Source organism: Brevibacterium sp. HMSC24B04, from assembly GCF_001806835.1.
GTDB classification, from domain to species: Bacteria; Actinomycetota; Actinomycetes; order Actinomycetales; family Brevibacteriaceae; genus Brevibacterium; species Brevibacterium ravenspurgense.
On sequence record NZ_KV786072.1, the window covers coordinates 121448 to 142415 of the forward strand.

A 20968-nucleotide genomic window follows, 5' to 3' on the forward strand; every position below is an offset into this window, starting at 1 on the left:
CAGAGCTGACGCGTTAAACAGGGCTAACTCCCAAAGCTCAGGGCGCACGCAAGCATGCAGTGGCCATATGCGGATGGTCGATGTGTTTGCAGAGCCACAAGTGCGGGCTCCGGAAAAACACACACGATTCCCAGAGGGATCATCGCGGTTTGACTGAATCTTACCAAGCGCGACTTATGATTCAAAACTCAGTCGCGTTTCCCGAGCGCCGGATCAACCGTCGGAATCCGAGCGTTCTGCACTGCCCATGTTTCGATCGCCAGGGATGCCACCGCACCGGCGACAAGCGTGATGAACAGAACCATCGGGTGATAGAAGTCTTGGCCGGATAGAATCGCAATGACTGCGAACAGGAGCACGATCTTCCCCAGGAAGCCGCCCATCGCCGCACCTGCCGTGACAGCTGGCCCGGCGTCTGCCGTGAACAGCATGATGACCGCGGTGATGCCGAAGAACACAAAGGCAACAGCCGCGCCGATGAGCGCGCTGTAGACACCGCTCACACCGACTGTCAGCCCGCCGATCACCGCTGCGATCAACGCGATGGCAACACCGGCAATCGCACTGAAGAGGAGGATCCGCTGCATGAGTCTGCTGACGGCCTGTGCGCTGGTGGACTGCTGGCTCATCTTGTGATTTCCCTTCGGTATCGACGACGGGCGATCACCGGGTAGAAGGTGAACGCGAGTGTTATGAGAAGGCTGATGCCCACAACGATGATGACGACGTCTGTTGGGAACAGCAGGAAGCCGATCGCACCGAAGGCGAAGTCCGCTGTCCACAGGTACATGATGAGCACTGCGCGAGCGTGAGAATGCCCCAGGCGCAGCATGCGGTGGTGAAGGTGCTTCGCGTCCGCGCTGAACGGCGATTTGCCCGCCGCCATTCGGCGGACAACAGCCAGGAAGAGGTCGATGAGCGGCAGCGCCATAACCGCCAGGGGCAGGATGATCGGCATGTAGGCGGCGAAAACACGTTCGCTTGAAAGAAGCGCGGGATCGACCTGGCCGGTGACGCGAATAGTCGATGCGGCCAGCAGAAGGCCGATGAGCATCGATCCGGAATCTCCCATGAAGATCCGGGAGGGGTTGAAGTTGTGCGGTAGAAAGCCGATGCACCCGCCTACTAGAAGCGCGATGATGAGCGACGCCAGGTTCGCGTAGCTGGCGGGGCTCGTGTCCACGGCCAGCTGATAGCTGTAGATGAAGAAGGCCACGCCGCCGATTGTCACGACGCCGCTGGCAAGTCCGTCGAGTCCGTCGACGAAGTTGACCGCGTTGATGGTGACCAGAACAACGAACACCGTGAGAATGACCGACATACGCGGCGATCCCACGATGATGTCGACCCACGGGATCGACAGCATTGCCACGCCGTTGAGAGCCATAAAGCCCGCGGCCAGAGCCTGTCCGGCCAGCTTCGCGGCCCAGTTGATGTCCCAGATGTCGTCGATTACACCGATGAGCACCAGAAGGCCCCCGGCGCCGACCACACCGATGATGGGCGCGGGATTGTCAAACAGGTGCCGAAGGAACGGGGTTTGGGATGCAAACAGCAGTCCGACAAGCACACCGGCGTAGATGGCCACGCCGCCGAGTCTGGGCGTGGGCACCGAGTGGACGTCGCGGTCGCGCAGCGGCGAGAAGATGAGCCCGCGTTCGGCAACGCGTCGGACCATGGGCGTCACAAGATAGGACACGATAGCCGACACGACGACGATGAACAGGTAGACGCGCATCAGCCGTCCCTATCGGCCTCTCCGGAAGCGGGCGCCCCGTCAGCAGCGGCTCCCTCAGCCGGCACCTCGGGGTCTTCGGGTTCTTGACCGACATCCAGCAGATTCGGCACGTGCTCGGCAAGAGCGGCGTAGGAAATGGGCCCCGAGCGCACCACTCGAGGCGGCTGCGCAGTCATGTCGATGATCGTCGAAGCACCCTGGCCGGCTGCCGCGCCGGAGTCAAGGTAGACCTCGATGTTCTCCCCCAGCATCTGCTCGGCGTCTTCAACCGTCAACGCTGCTGGCTGCCCGTGCGCGTTGGCCGACGAAACAGCCAAGGGGCCGGTGCGGCGCAGCACGTCGAGAGCGGGTTCGTGGTCGGGCATCCGAACTGCCACTGTGCCGTGGGTGTCGCCGAGGTCCCAGTCGAGCATGGGCTGTGCGCGGCAGATGATGGTCAGGGCACCGGGCCAGAACTCTGCTGTCAGTGCCATGGTCGCAGCATCGACGCCCTCGGCGATTCCCATGAGGGTTTCCGGGCGCGCGATGAGCACGGGCGGCGGCATGGTGCGGTCGCGGCCCTTTGCTTCGAGCAGGCGCTCAACCGCTTCGGGTGAAAATGCGTCGGCGGCGACACCGTAGACGGTGTCGGTGGGCAGCACGATGAGTTTGCCGTCTTCGATGACCCGTGCGGCTTCGGCGATCACGAGGTCGTGGACCTCTGAGCTGCGAAGGTCATAGTGCCGCGACATGGGTCTCCTCGTGGGGTGTGAAGCCGGTGGTGAAACGTTCCCTGCCAGTGTAGTCGCGGTGGACTTCCACCCGTTCAAACCCCGCGTTCGCAAAAGCATCGCGCATCTGCTGCCCCTGATATTCAGCGTGTTCGACAGCCAGTGCTCCTCCGGGAACTATGATCCTCGCCGCGTGGCCGATGAGCGCGCGGGGAAACTCCATACCGTCCTCTCCCCCGCCGTACAAGGCGGTTTCGGGGTCGGCTTCAACTTCAGGCAGCTTCGGCTGGCGCGCACGGTCGACATAAGGCGGGTTCGACACCACGAGGTCCACCGGGCAGTCCGGAAAGAACTGCAGTGCGTCACCCTGGGTGGCTGTGCACTGCGAACCGCAGCGGCTGAGTGCCCGAGCATGATTCTCAATGTTCTTCTGCGCCCACCTGTAGGCGGTCGGGCTCAGTTCGATGCCGGTTGCCGAGGTGCCGCCCACCTCGGTTGCCAAGGACAGAGCCAAGGCCGAGGTGCCGGTGCACAGGTCAAGCACCTGCCGGCTGCCGCGGGGGCGGCTGCGCAGAAAGTCAATGCCCCACTGAGCCAGCAGCTCAGTTTCGGGGCGGGGAATGAAAACACCGGGGCCGACAGCCAGGTCGAGGTGCCGGAAAGGAGCCTGTCCGGTGATGTGCTGAAGCGGCACACGTTCGCTCCGGCGTGTCAGCGCATCCTCAAGGCGGTGTACTACATCGGCGGGAACAGTGGGATCGGACAAGAGCGTCAGGGACAGATCCTTGACGTCACTCCCCCAGGCCCATGCAAGAAGAAGGCGAGCTTCCGCATCGGCGGCTTCTATGTCCGCGCGGTGCAGCCGAGCGGCTGCAGAAGACAGAATCTGGCGGACACGAAGCGGATCAGCAGACAATCAGCCGATCCCCTCGAGCCGCTCAGCACGTTCAGCAGCGCGCAGGGATTCGACAACCTCGTCCAATCGCCCGTCAAGGACCTGGTCGAGGTTGTATGCCTTGTACCCGGTGCGATGATCGACAATCCGGTTTTCCGGGAAGTTGTAGGTGCGGACGCGCTCGGAACGGTCTACCGAGCGAACCTGTGAGCGGCGTGCGCTCTGGGCTTCTGCAGCGGCTTCTTCAGCCTGTTTGGCCAACAGGCGCGCACGCAGAATGCGCATGGCGGCCTCACGATTCTGCAGCTGTGACTTTTCGTTCTGACAGCTGGCGACGATTCCCGTGGGCAGGTGGGTGATGCGCACAGCGGAGTCTGTCGTGTTGACCGACTGGCCGCCGGGCCCGGACGAACGGTAAACATCGATGCGCAGATCGTTGTCGTCAATGCGGATCTCGTCGGGTTCGTCGACTTCCGGAAACACCATGACACCGGCGGCCGATGTGTGGATGCGTCCCTGCGATTCCGTCACGGGAACACGCTGCACGCGGTGCACACCGCCTTCGAACTTCATCCAGCCGTACACGCCGCCTTCGCGGGATTTAACGGCCAGCGTGATGTCCTTCCAACCGCCCAAAGCGGTTTCCGTGGAGTCGAGGACTTCGACACTCCATCCGCGGTTGGACGCCCAGTGCCGGTACATGTTGACGAGGTCTGCGGCGAACAGGGCGGATTCGTCACCGCCTTCTCCGGCTTTGACCTCGAGCAGGGCATCGCGGACATCATCGGGGTCTTTGGGAACGAGCAGTTCCCGCAGCCGCTCTTCGAGATCGGCAATCACACCGTCCAAGCGGTGTGCCTCTTCGGCAAAAGAGCTGTCCTCTTCGGCGAGCTCAGCGGCAGCCTCGCGGTCGCTGCGGGCGGAGTCAATCGCGTCGACGCAGGTTTTCACCTGGCCGAGTTCGGAATACCGCCTGGTCAGCTTGCGGGTCCGCCCCGCATCGGCGAGCACGTCCGGGTCGGCGAGTTCCGCCTCGATTCGGTCGTGCTCGTCGATGAGCGAGCGGACACTGGCTTCCAGCTGCGAAGAGTCAAGCGCCATCAGTCGTCAGAGGCGGCTTTCGGCAGCGGGGTGGTCTTCTGCACCTGCATGAGGAACTCAGCGTTGTTCTGGGTTTCCTTCAGCTTCGAAAGCAGAAGCTCAAGAGCCTGCTGCTGTTCAAGGCCAGCGAGCACGCGGCGCAGACGCCACATGATCTTGCGCTCTTCAGCACCCATGAGGTTCTCTTCACGGCGCGTTCCGGAGCCGTTGACGTCAACAGCCGGGAAGATGCGCTTGTCAGCAAGGCTGCGCGACAGGCGAAGCTCCATGTTGCCGGTGCCCTTGAACTCTTCGAAGATGACTTCGTCCATCTTCGAGCCGGTCTCGACGAGGGCCGTTGCCAGAATCGTGAGCGAACCGCCGCCCTCGATGTTCCGCGCGGCACCGAAGAAGCGCTTGGGCGGGTAGAGGGCGTTGGCGTCGACACCACCGGACAGGATGCGGCCGGATGCCGGCTGCGCCAGGTTGTAGGCACGCCCCAGACGGGTGATGTTGTCCAGGAGCACAACGACATCCTGGCCCATTTCAACCAAGCGCTTGGCACGCTCAATTGCGAGTTCGGCAATTGCGGTGTGGTCGTCAGCCGGACGGTCGAAGGTCGAGGCGATGACTTCGCCGTCAACCGCGCGGGTCATGTCCGTGACTTCTTCGGGACGTTCGTCGACCAGGACGACCATGAGGTGGACGTCGGGGTTGTTCGTCTTCACAGCGTTGGCAATCTGCTGCATGATCGTGGTCTTGCCGGCCTTCGGCGGGGCGACGATCAGACCGCGCTGGCCCTTGCCGATGGGGGCAACAAGATCGATGATCCGCTGCGTGACGTTCGACGATGTCGTCTCCATCCGCAGGCGCTCCTGCGGGTAGAGCGGGGTGAGCTTCGAGAAGTTCACGCGGCGCTTGGCGTCCTCAACCGACAGACCGTTGACGGAGTCCAGGCGGACGAGGGCATCGAACTTTTCGCGACGGTTATTGCGTTCGCCTTCGCGGTGCTGGCGAATGGCGCCGACAACGGCGTCTCCCTTGCGCAGACCATTGCGCTTGACCATGTTGTTCGACACGTAGACGTCGTTCTGGCCCGGCAGGTAGCTGGAAGTGCGCAGGAACGCGTAGTTGTCGTGTACGTCGAGGATGCCGCTGACGGGAATGAGCACATCGTCGGGACGCAGGTCGTCGTCACCTCGACGACGCTTGCGGTCTCGGCCACGGCCGCGTCGACCACGATCGTTGTTGTCGTCCCGGCCCCCGTCGTCGTGACGGTTGTTGCGGTTGTCGTTGTTGCCGCGGTTGTCATTCCCACGGTTGTCGCGGTTATCGCCGTTGTTGCGCTTGTCCCCGTCGTCACCGTGGTTCTTGCGACCGCGACCGTTCTTGTTGTTCTTGTGGCCCTGCTTGTCGTCGTGGCCGTTCTTGTCGCCGCGACCTCCCTTGTCGTTGTGGCCGTTGTTGTCACGGTTCTTATCGCCGTGCTGGCCGTCGCCGGACTGGGAAGCGTCGGCAGAGCTGTTGTCGCCGCGCTTGCCGCCACGGCTGCGACGACGCGAACGGCCGCTGTCGTCGCCCTGTTCGGCACTGTCACGACCGTCGGCCTTGTCTTCAGACTTGCCTTCAGCCTTGGCTTCGGCCTTCTTTTCGTCGTTTTTCTTGCTGTCGGTGTTCTCGGCCTTGTCCGAGGACGCGTCCGAGCTCTTCTTCTTGTCTGCGCCAGCACCGGTGTCTGCACCGGACTGCGCGGCTCCGCCCTGCGCCTGGAGAATGGCGTCGATCAGGTCGCTCTTGCGAAGACGGCGGTAGCCCTTGATTCCCAATCCTGCTGCCATTTCCTGCAGCTGCGGCAGGCGAAGTGCGGACAGGCTTCCGGAGTGGTTGAAGTCAGTGTTTTCTGACACGAAGGTTCCTTCTCCCTCGTTCGGCTGAAGCACAAAGAGGCATTCAGCAATGGTCTGCACATGAAAGTGACTGTGAAAGCACCAGCGTGGGTGCTGAGGTGACTGTTCTTCATCGGAGACAGAACCTGTCGATCCGAACATCACAGCGAAGCGCTGCGGAAGAACAGGTCAAGCATAACGTGAAGAAATGCGGTAAAGCGAATCAGCGCGCCGACAGTCGGCGCGCTGATTCCCCTATGCGTCTGTTCGTGTAATGGTCGCCCCGAAATCTGCTATCGAGGCTGCGATGATCCTGGCATCGTCGTCGCCGAGGACCGAGGCGACTTCATCGCGCAGGTTTTCCCCGGTGCCCAGAACGAGCGCTGTCGGGCCGGCGCCCGAAACAACAGCGGCGAGCCCGTGAGCCCGCAGAGCATCGACCCGAGCCAGCGTTTCCGGCATCGCGGGACGGCGATACTCCTGGTGAAGATGATCTTCTGTCGCCTCGAAAAGAAGCGACGGAGCGCGGCCGATCGCGTGGATGAACAGAGCCGCTGCCGCTGAGTTCGCCACTGCGTCAGCGTGGGGAATCTGCTCTGGAATGAAGGAGCGCGCGTAGTCGGTGTCCAACTTGGTGTCGGGAACGATGAGAACCGCGCGCACAGCCGGGTGGACCGGAACTGAAACAGACCGAGGGCTGCCTTCCGCATCGAGCGTGCTGATGGAGACCCCGCCGAACAGAGCCGGCGCGGCGTTGTCCGCATGCCCCTCGTAGTGAACCGCCCAGGCGAGTCTTTCCTCTTCTGTCAGTTCGCCTCGTCCCGCGAAGGCAAGAAGAGCATCGGCAATCGAGATTCCCGCAACAACAGCGGCGGCAGAAGACCCCATCCCCCTCGAATGCGGGATCGTGTTAGCACAGCGCAGAGTCAGCCGGTCAGCCAGCGTCCCGTGTCCGTGGTGATCGAGCACCTCGCGCACAACCCTGTGGATCAAATGGTCCGAGGAGGTGGGCACCTGGCCGGCCCCCTGCCCGGTGACCTCTACACAGCTGCTGAGGTCAACCGGATCGGGGTGAAGTTCGGCCACCACTTCATCGGCAATGTCGAGGGCGAGCCCGAATGTGTCGTATCCGGGGCCCAGGTTAGCCGATGTCGCAGGGACCGAGACTTCGATGCTGTAGGGCATTATCAGCTCTCCAGGCCCAGTGCGCGGGCCGCGCTGACAGCGTCAACCGGCACGCTCTTGGCTTCGAATTCGCCTTCTGCCGCTTTGAGTGCCCAGTCTGCGTCTTTGAGTCCATGACCGGTGACGGTGCACACGATGACAGCACCCTGCGGCACCTGTCCGGCTTCGTGCATCTTCAGCAGACCTGCAATCGAGGCGGCCGAGCCGGGCTCGATGAAGATGCCCTCGCTTGAGGACAGCAGACGGTGAGCGCGGATGATCTGCTCGTCTTCCACCGAATCGATAAGACCCCCCGATTCGTCACGAGCCGCGATCGCCTTGTCCCACGAAGCGGGGTTGCCGATCCGGATGGCAGTTGCAATCGTCTCCGGTTCGTCAACGGGGTGGCCGGTGACAAGCGGAGCCGCACCGGCAGCCTGGAAGCCCCACATGCGCGGGGTCGAATCAGCCAGGCCCTTCTGGGCGTACTCGGTGTAGCCCTTCCAGTAGGCGGTGATGTTTCCGGCGTTGCCCACCGGCAGCGCGTGAATGTCCGGTGCTTTGCCGAGAGCGTCGACAACTTCAAACGCGGCTGTCTTCTGGCCTTCGATGCGGTCGGGGTTGACCGAGTTGACCAGATGGACCGGGTAGGACTCCGACAGCTTGCGGCACAGGGTCAGGCAGTCGTCGAAGTTGCCGTCGACTTCCAGCAGCTGAGCGCCATGCGCGACAGCCTGGCTCATTTTGCCGGGGGCGATTTTGCCCTTCGGCACAAGAACCGCACACGTCATGCCGGCCTTTGTCGCATAGGCGGCAGCCGATGCCGAAGTGTTGCCGGTTGAAGCGCAGATGACGGCCTTTGCACCGGCGGCCTTGGCCGCGGTGATCGCGGCTGTCATACCGCGGTCCTTGAACGAACCGGTGGGGTTCATACCCTCATATTTGACGTAGACCTCTGCGCCGGTGCGCTCCGAGAGCTTTTCGGCGAAGATCAGCGGGGTGCCGCCCTCGCCGAGCGAAACAGGCTGGGCCTGCGGGTCGATTGCAAGGTGTTCGCGGTATTCGGTCACGACCCCGCGCCACTGGTGTGCCATGGTCTTTCTCACTGTCCTTCGATGCGCAGAATCGACACAACGTCATCGACCACGTCGAGCGCGCGCAGCCGCTCCACGGTCGTCGCCAGCGCGGATTCGCTCGCACTGTGTGTTGCCACCACGAGCTTGGCGCGCGGGTCAGCCGCGTCGTCCAGGCTGGTCTGTTCAACCAGCTTGATGGACACCTCTTGGTCGAGGAAGACCTCGGTGACGGTGTGCAGCACGCCCGGGCGGTCCTGTACTGCCAGGGTGATGTGGTAGCGCGTGTTGATGTCGTCAATCGGAACGATCGGCTGCGAATCGCCTTCGAGCTTCCGGTACTGGCCGGCGCCTCCGAGCACCTTGCGGCGCGCAACCGACACGAGGTCGCCGAGCACTGCGGACGATGTCGGGGCTCCCCCGGCTCCCTGGCCGTAGAACATGAGCTCACCGGCGGATTCAGCTTCGACGAACACGGCGTTGAACGCCCCGCCCACGCTGGCCAGAGCGTGGTCTGCCGGGATCAGCGCCGGGTAGACGCGCGCCGAGATTCCGGCGCCCGGGATGCTTTCGCAGATGGCCAGAAGCTTGATGGTGAAGCCCTGGCTGGCCGCGGTCGAGATCATGTCCGCGGTGATGTTCTCAATACCCTCAACATGGACGTCATCGATGCTCACGGAGCTGTGGAATGCCAGCGACGCCAGAATCGCGGCCTTGGCAGCAGCGTCATGGCCGCCGACATCGGCCGTCGGATCAGCTTCTGCATAGCCGAGTTCCTGAGCGGTCTTCAGCGCGTGTTCGTACTCCCAGCCCTTGGCTTCCATCGCATCGAGGATGAAGTTCGTGGTGCCGTTGACAATCCCGAGCACGCGGGTGATGCGGTCACCGGCCAGCGAATCGCCTACGGGGCGGATGATGGGGATGGCGCCTGCTACGGCAGCTTCGTATTCAAGGCGCACCTTGGCCTTGTCGGCGGCGGCGAAGAGCTCGCCGGAGTGCTTGGCCAGCAGCGCTTTGTTGGCGGTAACGACCGAAGCACCGGCGTCCAGTGCCTTGATCAGCAGCTCGCGGGCGGGTTCGATGCCTCCCATGAGCTCGACGACGATGTCGGCTCCTTCAATTGCCTTGTCGAGATCGTCTGTGATGAGCTCGGCCGGAATGCCGGGACGGGACTTCGAAGTGTCGCGCACGCCGACGGACATGAGCTCAAGCGGGCTTCCAATGCGCTCGGTGAAGCTGTCAGCCCGGTTGAGGATCGCGTCGGCGACTTCGCTGCCGACGGTTCCCGCTCCGAGCAGGGCTACCTTAAGAGGCTGGGCGCTCATTTTTCTCCGTTCTCATTGGCCCGGGCGAAGCCGGGATCCGATGCAAACATCTGTTCGTAGGTCTCGGGCAGCACCACCCACTCGGCTTGCCCGTCTTCGACGGCGACGACACCGGGGCGCGGTACGTGGTTGTAATTCGAGGACAGAGGCCTGCAGTAGGCACCCGTGCCGGGGACTGCGATGAGGTCTCCCCGGCTGATGTCAGCAGGCAGGTACTCATCGCGGACCACGATGTCGCCGCTCTCGCAGTGTTTGCCCACCACGCGGACAACAGTCGCCTTGGCATCGGATGACCGTGAGGCCAGTGTGCACGAATAATCGGCATCGTACAGAGCGGTCCGAATGTTGTCGCTCATTCCGCCGTCTACTGACACATAAGTACGGATGCCGGACCCGGTTTCGACTTCTTTTATGGTTCCAGCGGTGTAGAGCGAGAACACGGCCTGTCCGACAATCGCCCGTCCCGGTTCAAAGGACACTGCCGGGCGCGGGAAGTCCGCGTCGTCGCATTCTTCTGCAACCGCGGCGGCCAGCAGACCGGCCATCTGCGCAAAGGAGACGGGTTTGTCCTGCGATGTGTAGCGGATGCCAAAACCGCCGCCCAGGTCGATTTCGGGAACGACGAAACCGGTGTCTTCGCGCAGACGGGCAGAGAACTCAATGATCTTGCGGGCTGCGAGGGCAAAGCCGTCTTTTTCAAAGATCTGGGAGCCGATGTGACTGTGAAGGCCGACGAACTCGAGGTGGGGGTCGGCAATGACAGCACGGGCGGCTTGGTCTGCCGCTCCCCCGCTGATGGACAGACCGAACTTCTGGTCTTCGTGTGCTGTTGCGATGAAGCTGTGCGTGTGTGCTTCAACCCCGACGGTCAGCCGCAGCATGACGGGTGCGGTGATGCCGCGTTCCGCGGCGGCCTGCGAGACGCGTTCGATTTCGTCAAGCGAGTCGATGACGATCCGACCGATACCCCAGTCCAGGGCCATGGCAATTTCGTCATCGGATTTGTTGTTGCCGTGCAGACCCACTGCTTGGGCGGGAACACCGGCGGCCTGAGCTGTGCGCATTTCGCCAAGCGAGCACGTGTCAACGCCCAGGCCCTCTTCGTGTGCCCAGCGAGCAACTGCAGTGCACAGAAAAGCTTTGCCGGCGTAGTAGGCACGGGCTTCCATGCCCTGGGCGGCGAAAGCCGCGTTGAACTCTTCGACAAAGCTGTGGGCACGGTGGCGGAAGTCGTCTACATCGAGCACGTACAGCGGGCTGCCGAAGCGCTCGGCGAGCTGCGTCACCGGAACCCCGGCGACTTCCAGAACGCCGTCGGAGTTCTTGACGGTGTTGCGTGACCACAGCGACGCCATGAGTTCGTTGACGTCGGTGGGCACGGGCAGCCAGACCGGGGACGGTCCGGCGTGCAGAACGCCTGAAGGGTGAGCTGGCATTACATCTTCTCCGGTGCTGAGACTCCGAGCATGCGCAGTCCGTTGGCAAGCACGGTCTTGGTTGCCCGGTCAAGCATCAGGCGTGTGCCGTGGACGGCTGCGAGCTCTTCGTCTGTGCGCGGCACAACGCGGCAGGCGTCGTACCACTTGTGGAAGCTGCCGGCGAGAGATTCGAGGTAGCGGGCAACCCGGTGGGGTTCACGCAGTTTTGCAGAGTCGGTCACGACTCGCGGGAAGTCTGCGAGTGCCGACAGCAGGACCGCTTCGGTCGGATCGGTCAGCGTCGCCGGATCGACAGGAGCCTGCTCTACCCCCGCCGCGACCGCCCGGCGTTCCACACTGCAGGCCCGTGCGTGGGCGTACTGCACGTAGTAAACGGGGTTGTCGTTCGACGCTGAGCGCAGAACCTCGGGGTCGAGCGTGAGCGGCGAATCGGTGGGGATGCGCGCCAGCGAGTAGCGCAGCGCATCTGCGCCGAGCCATTCGATGAGGTCGCGCAGTTCGATGATGTTGCCGGCCCGCTTGGACAGGCGCGCGCCGTTGACGCTGATGAGCTGCCCGATGAGGATCTCGATGTTCTCGTTCGGGTCGTCGCCGGCGGTTGCCGCCAGGGCTTTGAGGCGACCCACATAGCCGTGGTGGTCTGCACCCAGCAGGTAGATCTTCTTGGCAAAGCCGCGGTCCTTCTTGGACAGGTAGTAGGCGGCGTCAGCGGCAAAGTAGGTGGGATTGCCGTCAGCGCGGACGAGCACCCGGTTCTTGTCGTCGCCGAAGTCCGTGGTGCGCAGCCACACTGCACCGTCCTCGTCGAAGATGTGCCCCTGTTCGCGCAGGCGGGCCACGGCATCGGCGACCTTGCCTTCGTCGTGGAGGCTCTTTTCGGAGAAGAACACATCGAAGTCAACGCCGAATGCGGTGAGCGTGTCTTTAATATCAGCCAACTGCAGTTCGTAGGCTTCCGCGCGCAGCTGGTCGTAGATGTCGGCATCAGCGCTGTCGGCCCATTCGGGGTGGCGTTCCAACAGAGCGTCGGCAATTGCCTGCACGTACTGGCCGGGGTAGCCGCCCTCTGGGACATCCTGTCCGCGAAGGCGCGCCAGGACGCTGCCGGCGAATGTGTCCATCTGGGAGCCGAAGTCGTTGATGTAGTACTCGGCGGTCACATCTGCCCCTGCGGCTCGCAGGACGCGCGTCAGAGCGTCGCCGACGGCGGCCCAGCGGGTGTGTCCCAGGTGGAGCGGGCCGGTCGGGTTGGCTGACACAAACTCCATGTTGACCGGATCTCCGGCCAGGGCGTCAGAGTGTCCGTAGGAGCTGCCTGCCTCGACGATGTCGAGGGCCAGCTGGCCGGCAGCCGCCTTGTTGAGGGTGATGTTGAGGAAACCGGGGCCCGCAACGTCCACGGTGTCAACTCCGGGATTTGCACGCAGCTGTTCAGCGAGTTTTTCAGCAAGTTCCCGAGGTGGAACTCCCGCTTGTTTGGCAAGCTGAAGGGCCGTGTTCGCCGCCCAGTCGCCGTGGTCGCGGTTCTTGGGCCGCTCAACCGTGAGCTTGTCGGGAACCGTAAGGTTCAGGCCTTCGTCGGCCAGAGTCTGAATGGCCTGTTCAATTGCTGCTTTGAGATCTTCCGGAGTCACAGGGTCAACGATATTACGCCCGTGCACTCAGCGGCCAACCAGGTGTGGCGGCACAGACTCAGCCGCGAGCGCGCCTCACCCTTGATGCACCCCGGAGCGAGCCTGCTTCTGGAGGGGCTTTGCGTTCGCCGGCGTCTTGGAAACCCCGGGGCCGGTCGGACAATTGCCTCCTGTATCGACATCCGTCAATATAGATGCGTGTCGATTCAAGATCAAGGAGCTCCCGGCATGACTGCAGACACCACCACACAGCAGACAACACCCGCACGCCTGTCGACACTGGATAAGTGGCTGCCGGCCTGGATCGGCCTGGCCATGATCGCGGGCCTCCTCCTCGGCCGGCTGGTCCCAGGGGTCTCTGAGCTTCTTTCCCATTTGGAAGTCGGCGGCATCTCAGTACCCATCGCCCTTGGCTTGCTGGTCATGATGTACCCCGTCCTCGCTAAAGTCCGCTATGACAAGGTCGCCGATGTCACCGGCGATAAGAAGCTGCTGATCTCGTCATTGATCCTCAACTGGTTGGTCGGGCCCGCCGTGATGTTCACTCTGGCCTGGACGTTCCTGCCAGACCTCCCCGAATACCGCACAGGATTGATCATCGTCGGCCTGGCCCGCTGTATTGCCATGGTCGTGATCTGGAACGACCTCGCCTGCGGTGACCGAGAGGCAACCGCTGTGCTGGTCGCGATCAACTCGATCTTCCAGGTGGTCATGTTCTCAGTCCTCGGCTGGTTCTACCTCACTGTCCTGCCCACGTGGTTGGGACTTGATACACAGGGTCTGGATGTGTCAATGGGCCAGATCGCTCTCAACGTGCTCGTTTTCCTCGGCGTCCCCCTGATCGCCGGATTCGCCTCACGGTGGATCGGCGAAAAACGTCGCGGCCGTCAGTGGTACGAAGAGAAGTTCATTCCCCGAGTGGGGCCGTGGGCGCTCTACGGCCTGTTGTTTACGATCGTGCTGCTCTTCGCCCTCCAGGGCGAGCAGATCACCAGTCAACCGTTGGACGTCGCTCGAATCGCACTGCCATTGCTGGTCTACTTCTCGCTGATGTGGTTCGCCGGTCTCTTGCTCGGCAAGAGCCTCGGTCTTGGCTACGCTCGATCCACAACACTGGCGTTTACGGCAGCGGGCAACAACTTCGAACTCGCGATTGCCGTCGCCATCGGCACCTTCGGCGCTGCCAGCGGACAGGCCCTGGCTGGAGTCGTCGGCCCCCTCATCGAGGTTCCTGTTCTGGTCGGCCTCGTCTATGTCTCACTCTGGGCCGCGAAGGCATGGTTCCGCACTGACCCCTACGCCACGGAGTCGAGCTCGTCATGACTGAAACCACTATGACCCCGACCGCAGATGAACCGTGTGCCCCCGACCCGTCCCACGCCATCGCTCTCGACGTCGCGACGACGCTTGCCGGCACACTCAAGGCACTCGCTGACCCTCTGCGGCTGCGGATGCTCTCAGCGATCAGCACTGATCCGCGTGGAGAGTCATGTGTCTGCGACCTTGCAGAGCTTGCCGATGTTTCTCAGCCAACTGTCTCTCATCACTTGAAAGTGCTGAAGACAGTGGGACTGCTTGACTCTCAACGTCGCGGCACCTGGGTCTGGTACTCGATTGCCGCTGGTCGCCAGGCCGCTGTGAGCGCTCTGCTGGAGGGGTTCGCCCCCGCCGTCATCGCACCAAACCCGCCGCCCGAGGCAACAATGGCGGGCAGTGCCGTCGACGTCGATGCCCACATCAGCCGTTTGGCCGCAGACCTGTCGGCAACGTCGGCTGGTGTGTCGCCAGAGACCGTCACCGGCATCGTGCGCGATTCCTACACAGCGCTTGCTCGATCGGCGAAAACCACTCGCTGCCTCATCCCCTTGACCGAGCGCTTCGCGAAGCAGCGCTTGGCTGACATCACCCGGGACCGAGCCAGCGCACCTCCGCAGGTCCTCTTCATCTGTGTCGCCAATGCAGGCCGGTCCCAACTCGCCGCGGCCCTGACACGTCACTTATCCGGAGGTAAGGTCATCGCCCGCTCCGCAGGTTCGACTCCCGCGGCCGGAATCAACCCGAACGTCGCCGAACTCATCAGCAACCTGGACGGAGAGAACGTCGGGGAACTGTTCCCAAAGCCGTTGACCGATGACGCGATTCGTGCGGCTGATGTCGTGATCACGATGGGCTGCGGCGACGTCTGTCCCATCGTGTCCGGGCTGCGCTACGAGGATTGGGCAGTCGCCGACCCAGCACTGGCCTCTCCTGAAACAGCGACACTCATCCGCGACGATCTTGCGACCCGCGTCCAGGCCCTACTCGATTCCTTTACCAGCTGATCGAAAGAGAGACCGCCCCTATGACTGACCACAAACCCTCTGTCTTATTCGTGTGCGTCCACAACGCTGGCCGTTCCCAAATGGCAGCCGGCTACCTGCGCCATTATGCGGGCAACCGCATCGAAGTCCGCTCAGCAGGATCCGTCCCGGCCGAACACATCAACCCCATCGCGGTCGAGGCGATGAGCGAAGACGGCATTGACATCTCCGCCGGGCAGACGAAAGTTCTCACAGACGAGGCTGTGCAGGACTCAGACGCGGTCATCACCATGGGCTGTGGCGACGCATGCCCTTTCTTCCCGGGAAAGCGCTACGAGGACTGGGAACTCGATGACCCAGCAGGCCAGGGCATCGAAGCGGTTCGCCTGATCCGCGACGACATCAAGACCCGCATCGAGGCGCTCGTGGCTGACTTACTCGGTCAAGATTGAGGGGGCACCGGATGACTGATGTCGTAGTCATCGGCGGTGGGCAGGCCGGCCTCGCCGCTGGATATTTTCTTCGCAGAGCAGGTCTCGAATTCGTGATTCTCGACGACTACGCCGGCCCCGGCGGAGCCTGGCAGCACGGGTGGCAGTCGTTGCGTCTGTTTTCACCCGCCGAATACAGTCCACTGCCAGGCTGGCCGATGCCTGCGCAGAAGGGCGAGTCATTTCCCACCGCCGATCATGTCGTTGACTACCTGACCCGGTACGAACACCGTTACGATCTACCCGTTAAACGCCCGGTCCACGTCAGCAATGTCTACCAGGACCGGGGGCAGCTGTTCGTCGATACCGATACCGGCACCCTGGAGACCACGGCGGTCATCAGCGCCACCGGAACATGGCAACGCCCCTATGTCCCTCACTATCCGGGCTGTGAGGATTTCACGGGACGACAGCTGCACACCGTTGAATACGATTCGCCCGACGACTACACCGACCAACGGATCGTCATCGTCGGCGGTGGGAACTCCGCCGCTCAGATCGCCTCGGAAGTCTCGACCGTGGCGCAGACACTGTGGGCGACGCAGCGCCGACCACGGTTCATGCCTGATGACGTCGATGGACGAGTGCTTTTCGATGTTGCCACCGCCCGCGAGGCGGCCCAGCGGGCCGGGCGCGACCACGATGGCGTGTCGGGGCTTGGCGATATCGTCATGGTCCCGCCCGTTCGGGCTGCACGCGATCGTGGCGACCTGAGCGCCTCGCCGATGTTCGGGCGATTGACCTCGACTGGGGTTTCGTGGGCCGACGGCAGTGAGTACAGCTGTGATGCCATCATCTGGTGCACCGGCTTCAAACCACACCTCAAGCATCTCAAGGGTCTCGAATTGACCTGGGAGAACGGGCATCCAGTCACCGCGGGAACTCGAAGCATCGATGTTCCTGGTCTGCACCTGTTGGGGTATGGCGATTGGACGGGGTTTTCCTCCGCGACCATCATCGGTGCCGCCCGCACAGCGAAGTCTGCGGTCGCGGACGTGAGCGAATACGTGCGAAGCACTCAAGCACAGTAGCTGCCGCGATGCCAATACGGATCGAGTAACTGCTTCGGCTAGCGCATAAGTGGACGGGACAGCCCTGGAACCTGACATCAGGATCGAGTTGTCAGCCCACCGGCACCAAAGAGCAATACTGCCATCACAATTGCCATAGCAGGATATCCGCCCAGCAGACCGGCTCAAGCGGGTCCGGCCACAGCGACGAGCGACTCCTGGAAGAACTCGTCGATGCACATGAGCCCATCATCCCTTGGGCACCCCCCCATGCAGCCGGCGGCCCGTTGAATATTGCGCACCTCAGTGCACACACGCCCCCTTAGAGACAGGCATGAAAAAAGCCCCTGATCGACGTTTCCGCTGACCAGGAGCCCTTTCTCGTGCCCGCGACAGGATTCGAACCTACGACCTTCTGCTCCGGAGGCAGACGCTCTATCCACTGAGCTACGCGGGCGAAAAGCTCTCCAACTGTATCACGCGTCAGAAAGCCGAAAGGATCAGTGACCCTTGATCATTTTGCGAGCCGGCACATACTCCCAGTGCCACGGCTCATACTTGCTGGACTTGGCCCATTCGGGATTCTCCCAGCCATATTCGCCGGCGTGAGCGACAAGCCAGTCGTACTGCTGGCCGCTGGCAGTTTCGGCGCCACCGCCGAAGTCGATGGCGATGCCCCAGCCGTGCATCGAGGTGCCGGGCTTGGCAGCAAGTCCGGGCTTGGAAGCGGCAACTGCCTGCTGCGATCCGATGGGACGGTAGCTGTCGGTGATCTCGAGATCTTTGCCGGTGTCCGCCTTGTAGGCGGCGTTCATCTGAGCAAAGGCGACTGCTGCGTCAGCGCGGAGCTTGTGACCGCCCTTGCCGATCTTGCACATCCAATCGTCAGGGAGCTCTCCGTTCTTGGCTTCGCCCGTGGGGGCCTTGCCGGAGCATCCGGGCAGCGCAGTGCGCTCGATAGTGCGCGAGGCCGCGTGTGCCTTGCCGCCCTCAGAGCTCAGAACACCGCCGGACAGGCTGCTGTCCTGACCTGAGGTCGAATCGCCGCCCTGACCGCCGGCACCGTCGACGGCTTCTGCGCGCAGACCGTCCGGTGCATCGCCGAACGCTTCAGCCTTCGCGTAGGCAGACGACCCAAGGCTGGAGCTCATGACAGCGAAGCCACCGCCGATCACGCCGAGCGCTGCGACTGCAGCGACAGACGAACCGGCAAGGCGGCGGCGCATACGGTAGGCGCGGAGACGAGAACCGTCGGATCCGCGAACAGTCGCGGCGGCAACAGGAGTGGTGACGGCCGGCGCAAGGGCTGTTTCGGAAGTATGCGCTTCAGCAACTGGAGGTGCGACCTCGGGGTGGCGCATAAAGCTGAACTTGGCGCGACGTGCAGAGCGCTTCTCTGCGCGGCGAATGTCGCGTCGGCGCATAGGCTGGCCGTTCGATCCTGCGTCCACGATCCTCCCTCAGAAAAACATTCACGAATGCACCGTCATCGACGGCACTCGATGTTACAGCAGTGTAACGAACAATAACGATCTTCACAATTCTGTTACGCAACGAGTGTGATGATCACAGGCAGATCACCGCCGAGACGCACTTCACATCCTCATCGGCTGGCCGACTCGCGCTGCATTGCGTCGCGAACCTCACCCACGAGCTCCTCGAGCACATCCTCAAGGAACAGCACGCCTACCGGCTTGCCCTTTGCACTCATGACGCAGCCGACATGATTGCCCGCTTCCTGCATGCGCTGCAGAGCATCTTCAATCTCTTCTTCAGCTGAAATCGTGACAAGCGAACGGAAGCGCTTCGAGGGCACGGGCTTTTCATAGTCGACTTCGTCCTCAACATACAGGATGTCCTTGACGTGAATGTAGCCATCGGGCGTGCCATCAGCACCGAGCACAATGAACCGCGAAAAGCCCTTCTGCCCCACCAGGCTGGAAATCCGCTCCGGAGTCACATCTGCTGCGACAGTGACGACCTTCTGAATGGGAACCATGACATCGGAGGCCTTTTTGTCCGAGAACTCCAAAGCTCCCTTGAGCAGCCCGCCTTCGTCGGCTAACAGACCTTCGCGTTTGGATTCGGCGACGATCGCCTGGACTTCTTCGACTGTGTAGGCGGCATTGACATCATCGCGCGGAGTGATCCCACACAGCTTCAGCAGCGCATTGGCGAAAGCGTTGAGCGGATGGATGACAAAGCCGAAGATCTTCGCCAACACCACCAGCGGCGGTGCCAGAAGCAACACCGCATGCTTTGCTTCCGCCAAGGCAATGTTCTTCGGAATCATTTCGCCGACGACCACGTGCAAGAACGTCACAATCGAAAGCGCAATCGCGAAGCCGATCGCACTCGCGGCGGCAGGAGGAATCTTCATCCACTCGAGCGGACCCGCCAACAGGTGATGAATAGCCGGCTCAGCAACGTTGCCGAGCATGAGGGAGCAGACCGTAATGCCCAGCTGGCAGATCGCCAGCATAAGAGACACGTGCTCCATCGCGTACAGCGCGGTCTTAGCCGAGCGACGCCCCTGATCAGCCAAGGGCTCGATCTGCGATCGACGCGCCGACACAACGCTGAATTCAGCAGCCACAAAGAAGGCATTGCCCAAAATGAGAACGACAAGCCACAGAAGTCCCAACCAGTCGTTCACAGCGCCGTCCTCGAATAGTCGGGGATCATGCGCAGACGCTCAATCCGGTGCCCCATCATCCGCTCGACCACAAGGTCAGCGCCGTCAATGCTGATGCGCGCACCGACCTTGGGAATTTCACCCAAGCGATAGAGAAAGAGTCCGGCCATGGTCTCGTAGTCAGAGTCCGAGGGAATCTCCATACCGGTGGCCTCCACTACCTCGTCCGGACGCATCATGCCCGGCACGATCCACGAGCCGTCACGAGCGGGCCGCACCATAACGCGCAGTCGGTCGTGCTCATCCGCGACTTCGCCGACAAGCTCCTCGACCACGTCTTCCAGCGTCACAAGACCAGCAGTGCCCCCGTATTCGTCAATGACGACGGCAACCTGGTTCCCTTCCTGCCTCAGAAGCAGGAGGAGAGGCTCCAGTTCCAAAGTGTCAGGCACCTCGCGCAGCTCCGACATAAGACCACCGGCGTAGGCGTCCTCACGCTTGCTGAAGGGAACGGCGATCGCGTGCTTGACATGCACAATGCCGACGATGTCATCGCGCGAGTCCCCCGCCACCGGGAAACGCGAAAAGCCAGTCGAGCGGGCCTGCGCGATGATGTCGGCAGCAGTGGAGTCCTTATTGACAGACACCATGCGCGTGCGCGGAGTCATGATGTCCTCCGCGGTGAGTTCAGAAAAGCTCAGAGTGCGGGCCACGAGGTCGGCAGTCTGCTCATCAATTGCACCTTCATCAGCAGAGTGCCGAACAAGCGCGGTCAGTTCGTCAGCCGACCGACCCGCCGAAGACTCTTCCTGCGGCTCAATTCCCATAGAGAGCAGCGCCTTATTCGCCGACCCGTTGAGGAACGCAATAACCGGCTTGAATACAACCGAAAAGAAATACTGAAACGGAACAGCGATCTTCGCTGCCGTCATCGGAGAGGAAATGGCCATGTTCTTAGGCACAAGCTCACCGATCACCATCGACAAGAACGTCGAAATGATGAGTGCAATGACAAGCGACAGAGACTGCGAGGCGGCAGCTGGAAGGTCAAACGCACCGAAAAGGCGTCGGAGAATCACGCCGACCGACGGCTCCATCAAGTAGCCCGTCAAAAGGGTCGTGAGCGTAATGCCGACCTGCGCGGCAGACAGCTGGGTCGACAGATGCTTCAGGCCAAGATCGAGGTACTTGGCGCCCCGCTGCCCTTCGGCAAGCGCTTTGTCGACATCGTGCCGATCGAGCGTCAGGAGAGAGAATTCGCCGGCCACAAAATAGCCCGTGCCGACGATCATGAGGAGGGCCAAGCCCAGATACAGCCACTCCACTACAGAACAACCCCGAACAAATCCGAGGCGCATACAAGCCCGACGGTCAACGCCGGGCCGAAACTGGCATATTTCATGAGGCCATCGTAGCGAACCGCAAGCAGGAAATGACACGGCAACCGCACAAGGAACCAGGCCTGCAAAGGGCAAGGTGACAGATGACACAGCCGAAATTGAAACCATGCGGGATACGGCCGGTTCAATTGGCTAGACTGGTCCGCGACGTCGTTGTACCCACCGAAGCTTAGGAAGAAGGCGATCAG

The 20968-nt window shown here is 62.2% G+C and carries 18 protein-coding genes and 1 tRNA gene; 4 read left to right on the top strand and 15 right to left on the bottom strand.

Features of this window, described 5'->3' with window-relative positions; all coding sequences use genetic code 11:
• Window positions 1-188: 188 nt before the first annotated feature.
• The 11 genes from HMPREF3092_RS02430 to argS all read right to left on the bottom strand — a co-directional run bounded on the left by HMPREF3092_RS02430 (window position 189) and on the right by argS (window position 12944).
• Window positions 189-629 (bottom strand): Cg1360 family ATP-synthase-associated protein, encoded by a 441-nt coding sequence (locus tag HMPREF3092_RS02430; RefSeq protein ID WP_070423708.1) that lies wholly within the window; start codon window positions 627-629, stop codon window positions 189-191.
• Window positions 626-1738, bottom strand: coding sequence for an MraY family glycosyltransferase (locus HMPREF3092_RS02435; protein ID WP_070423709.1), 1113 nt, complete (start codon window positions 1736-1738; stop codon window positions 626-628). The genes HMPREF3092_RS02430 and HMPREF3092_RS02435 overlap by 4 nt, the downstream gene beginning before the upstream one ends.
• Window positions 1738-2469 carry an L-threonylcarbamoyladenylate synthase gene (locus HMPREF3092_RS02440; protein WP_070423710.1) on the bottom strand — a complete coding sequence of 244 codons (732 nt, stop codon included), beginning with the start codon at window positions 2467-2469 and terminating at the stop codon, window positions 1738-1740. The genes HMPREF3092_RS02435 and HMPREF3092_RS02440 overlap by 1 nt, the downstream gene beginning before the upstream one ends.
• Window positions 2453-3364, bottom strand: coding sequence for a peptide chain release factor N(5)-glutamine methyltransferase (gene prmC / locus HMPREF3092_RS02445; protein WP_061942514.1), 912 nt, complete (start codon window positions 3362-3364; stop codon window positions 2453-2455). Before prmC ends, HMPREF3092_RS02440 begins: the two co-directional genes overlap by 17 nt.
• Window positions 3365-4444: a peptide chain release factor 1 gene (prfA, locus tag HMPREF3092_RS02450; protein WP_061942511.1), complete on the bottom strand. Its 1080-nt coding sequence runs from the start codon at window positions 4442-4444 to the stop codon at window positions 3365-3367.
• Window positions 4444-6330: a transcription termination factor Rho gene (rho, locus tag HMPREF3092_RS02455; protein WP_070423766.1), complete on the bottom strand. Its 1887-nt coding sequence runs from the start codon at window positions 6328-6330 to the stop codon at window positions 4444-4446. The genes prfA and rho overlap by 1 nt, the downstream gene beginning before the upstream one ends.
• Window positions 6331-6564: 234 nt before the next feature.
• Window positions 6565-7494, bottom strand: a complete 930-nt coding sequence (gene thrB, locus HMPREF3092_RS02460) for a homoserine kinase (RefSeq protein ID WP_062021735.1) — start codon at window positions 7492-7494, stop codon at window positions 6565-6567.
• A 2-nt stretch (window positions 7495-7496) separates the two neighbouring features.
• Window positions 7497-8567 (bottom strand): threonine synthase, encoded by a 1071-nt coding sequence (thrC, locus tag HMPREF3092_RS02465; RefSeq protein ID WP_070423711.1) that lies wholly within the window; start codon window positions 8565-8567, stop codon window positions 7497-7499.
• 8 nt (window positions 8568-8575) lie between these two features.
• The gene (locus HMPREF3092_RS02470; protein WP_070423712.1) at window positions 8576-9871 is read right to left on the bottom strand and encodes a homoserine dehydrogenase; all 1296 of its coding nucleotides are present in this window, start codon (window positions 9869-9871) and stop codon (window positions 8576-8578) included.
• The gene (lysA, locus tag HMPREF3092_RS02475) at window positions 9868-11307 is read right to left on the bottom strand and encodes a diaminopimelate decarboxylase (RefSeq protein ID WP_019175448.1); all 1440 of its coding nucleotides are present in this window, start codon (window positions 11305-11307) and stop codon (window positions 9868-9870) included. Before lysA ends, HMPREF3092_RS02470 begins: the two co-directional genes overlap by 4 nt.
• On the bottom strand, window positions 11307-12944 hold the full coding sequence (gene argS, locus HMPREF3092_RS02480; RefSeq protein WP_070423713.1) for an arginine--tRNA ligase: 1638 nt from the start codon (window positions 12942-12944) through the stop codon (window positions 11307-11309). The genes lysA and argS overlap by 1 nt, the downstream gene beginning before the upstream one ends.
• Before the next feature lie 228 nt (window positions 12945-13172).
• Here argS and arsB point away from each other — a divergent pair, with 228 nt between their 5' ends.
• From arsB to HMPREF3092_RS02500, 4 genes are read left to right on the top strand one after another with little or no spacing between them, the layout of a single operon-like run.
• Window positions 13173-14267, top strand: a complete 1095-nt coding sequence (arsB, locus tag HMPREF3092_RS02485; RefSeq protein ID WP_070423714.1) for an ACR3 family arsenite efflux transporter — start codon at window positions 13173-13175, stop codon at window positions 14265-14267.
• Window positions 14264-15265 carry a metalloregulator ArsR/SmtB family transcription factor gene (locus tag HMPREF3092_RS02490; RefSeq protein ID WP_070423715.1) on the top strand — a complete coding sequence of 334 codons (1002 nt, stop codon included), beginning with the start codon at window positions 14264-14266 and terminating at the stop codon, window positions 15263-15265. The genes arsB and HMPREF3092_RS02490 overlap by 4 nt, the downstream gene beginning before the upstream one ends.
• A 20-nt stretch (window positions 15266-15285) precedes the next feature.
• A complete protein-coding gene (locus tag HMPREF3092_RS02495; RefSeq protein ID WP_026022795.1) occupies window positions 15286-15696 on the top strand; it encodes an arsenate reductase ArsC in 411 nt (136 codons plus the stop codon).
• 11 nt (window positions 15697-15707) lie between these two features.
• Entirely contained in the window at window positions 15708-16766 is a 1059-nt protein-coding gene (locus HMPREF3092_RS02500) for an ArsO family NAD(P)H-dependent flavin-containing monooxygenase (protein WP_070423716.1), read from the top strand.
• Window positions 16767-17129: 363 nt separating this feature from the next.
• On the opposite strand, the gene HMPREF3092_RS02505 is transcribed toward HMPREF3092_RS02500, so the two are convergent.
• From HMPREF3092_RS02505 to HMPREF3092_RS02520, 4 genes are all read right to left on the bottom strand, one after another.
• Window positions 17130-17202: transfer RNA gene (locus HMPREF3092_RS02505), tRNA-Arg, on the bottom strand.
• Between the two features lie 43 nt (window positions 17203-17245).
• Complete coding sequence (locus tag HMPREF3092_RS02510) at window positions 17246-18196, bottom strand: M15 family metallopeptidase (RefSeq protein WP_070423717.1); 951 nt, start codon at window positions 18194-18196, stop codon at window positions 17246-17248.
• A 152-nt stretch (window positions 18197-18348) separates the two neighbouring features.
• Window positions 18349-19401 carry a hemolysin family protein gene (locus tag HMPREF3092_RS02515; protein ID WP_070423718.1) on the bottom strand — a complete coding sequence of 351 codons (1053 nt, stop codon included), beginning with the start codon at window positions 19399-19401 and terminating at the stop codon, window positions 18349-18351.
• Window positions 19398-20705 (bottom strand): hemolysin family protein, encoded by a 1308-nt coding sequence (locus HMPREF3092_RS02520; protein ID WP_070423719.1) that lies wholly within the window; start codon window positions 20703-20705, stop codon window positions 19398-19400. The genes HMPREF3092_RS02515 and HMPREF3092_RS02520 overlap by 4 nt, the downstream gene beginning before the upstream one ends.
• Window positions 20706-20968: the final 263 nt, after the last annotated feature.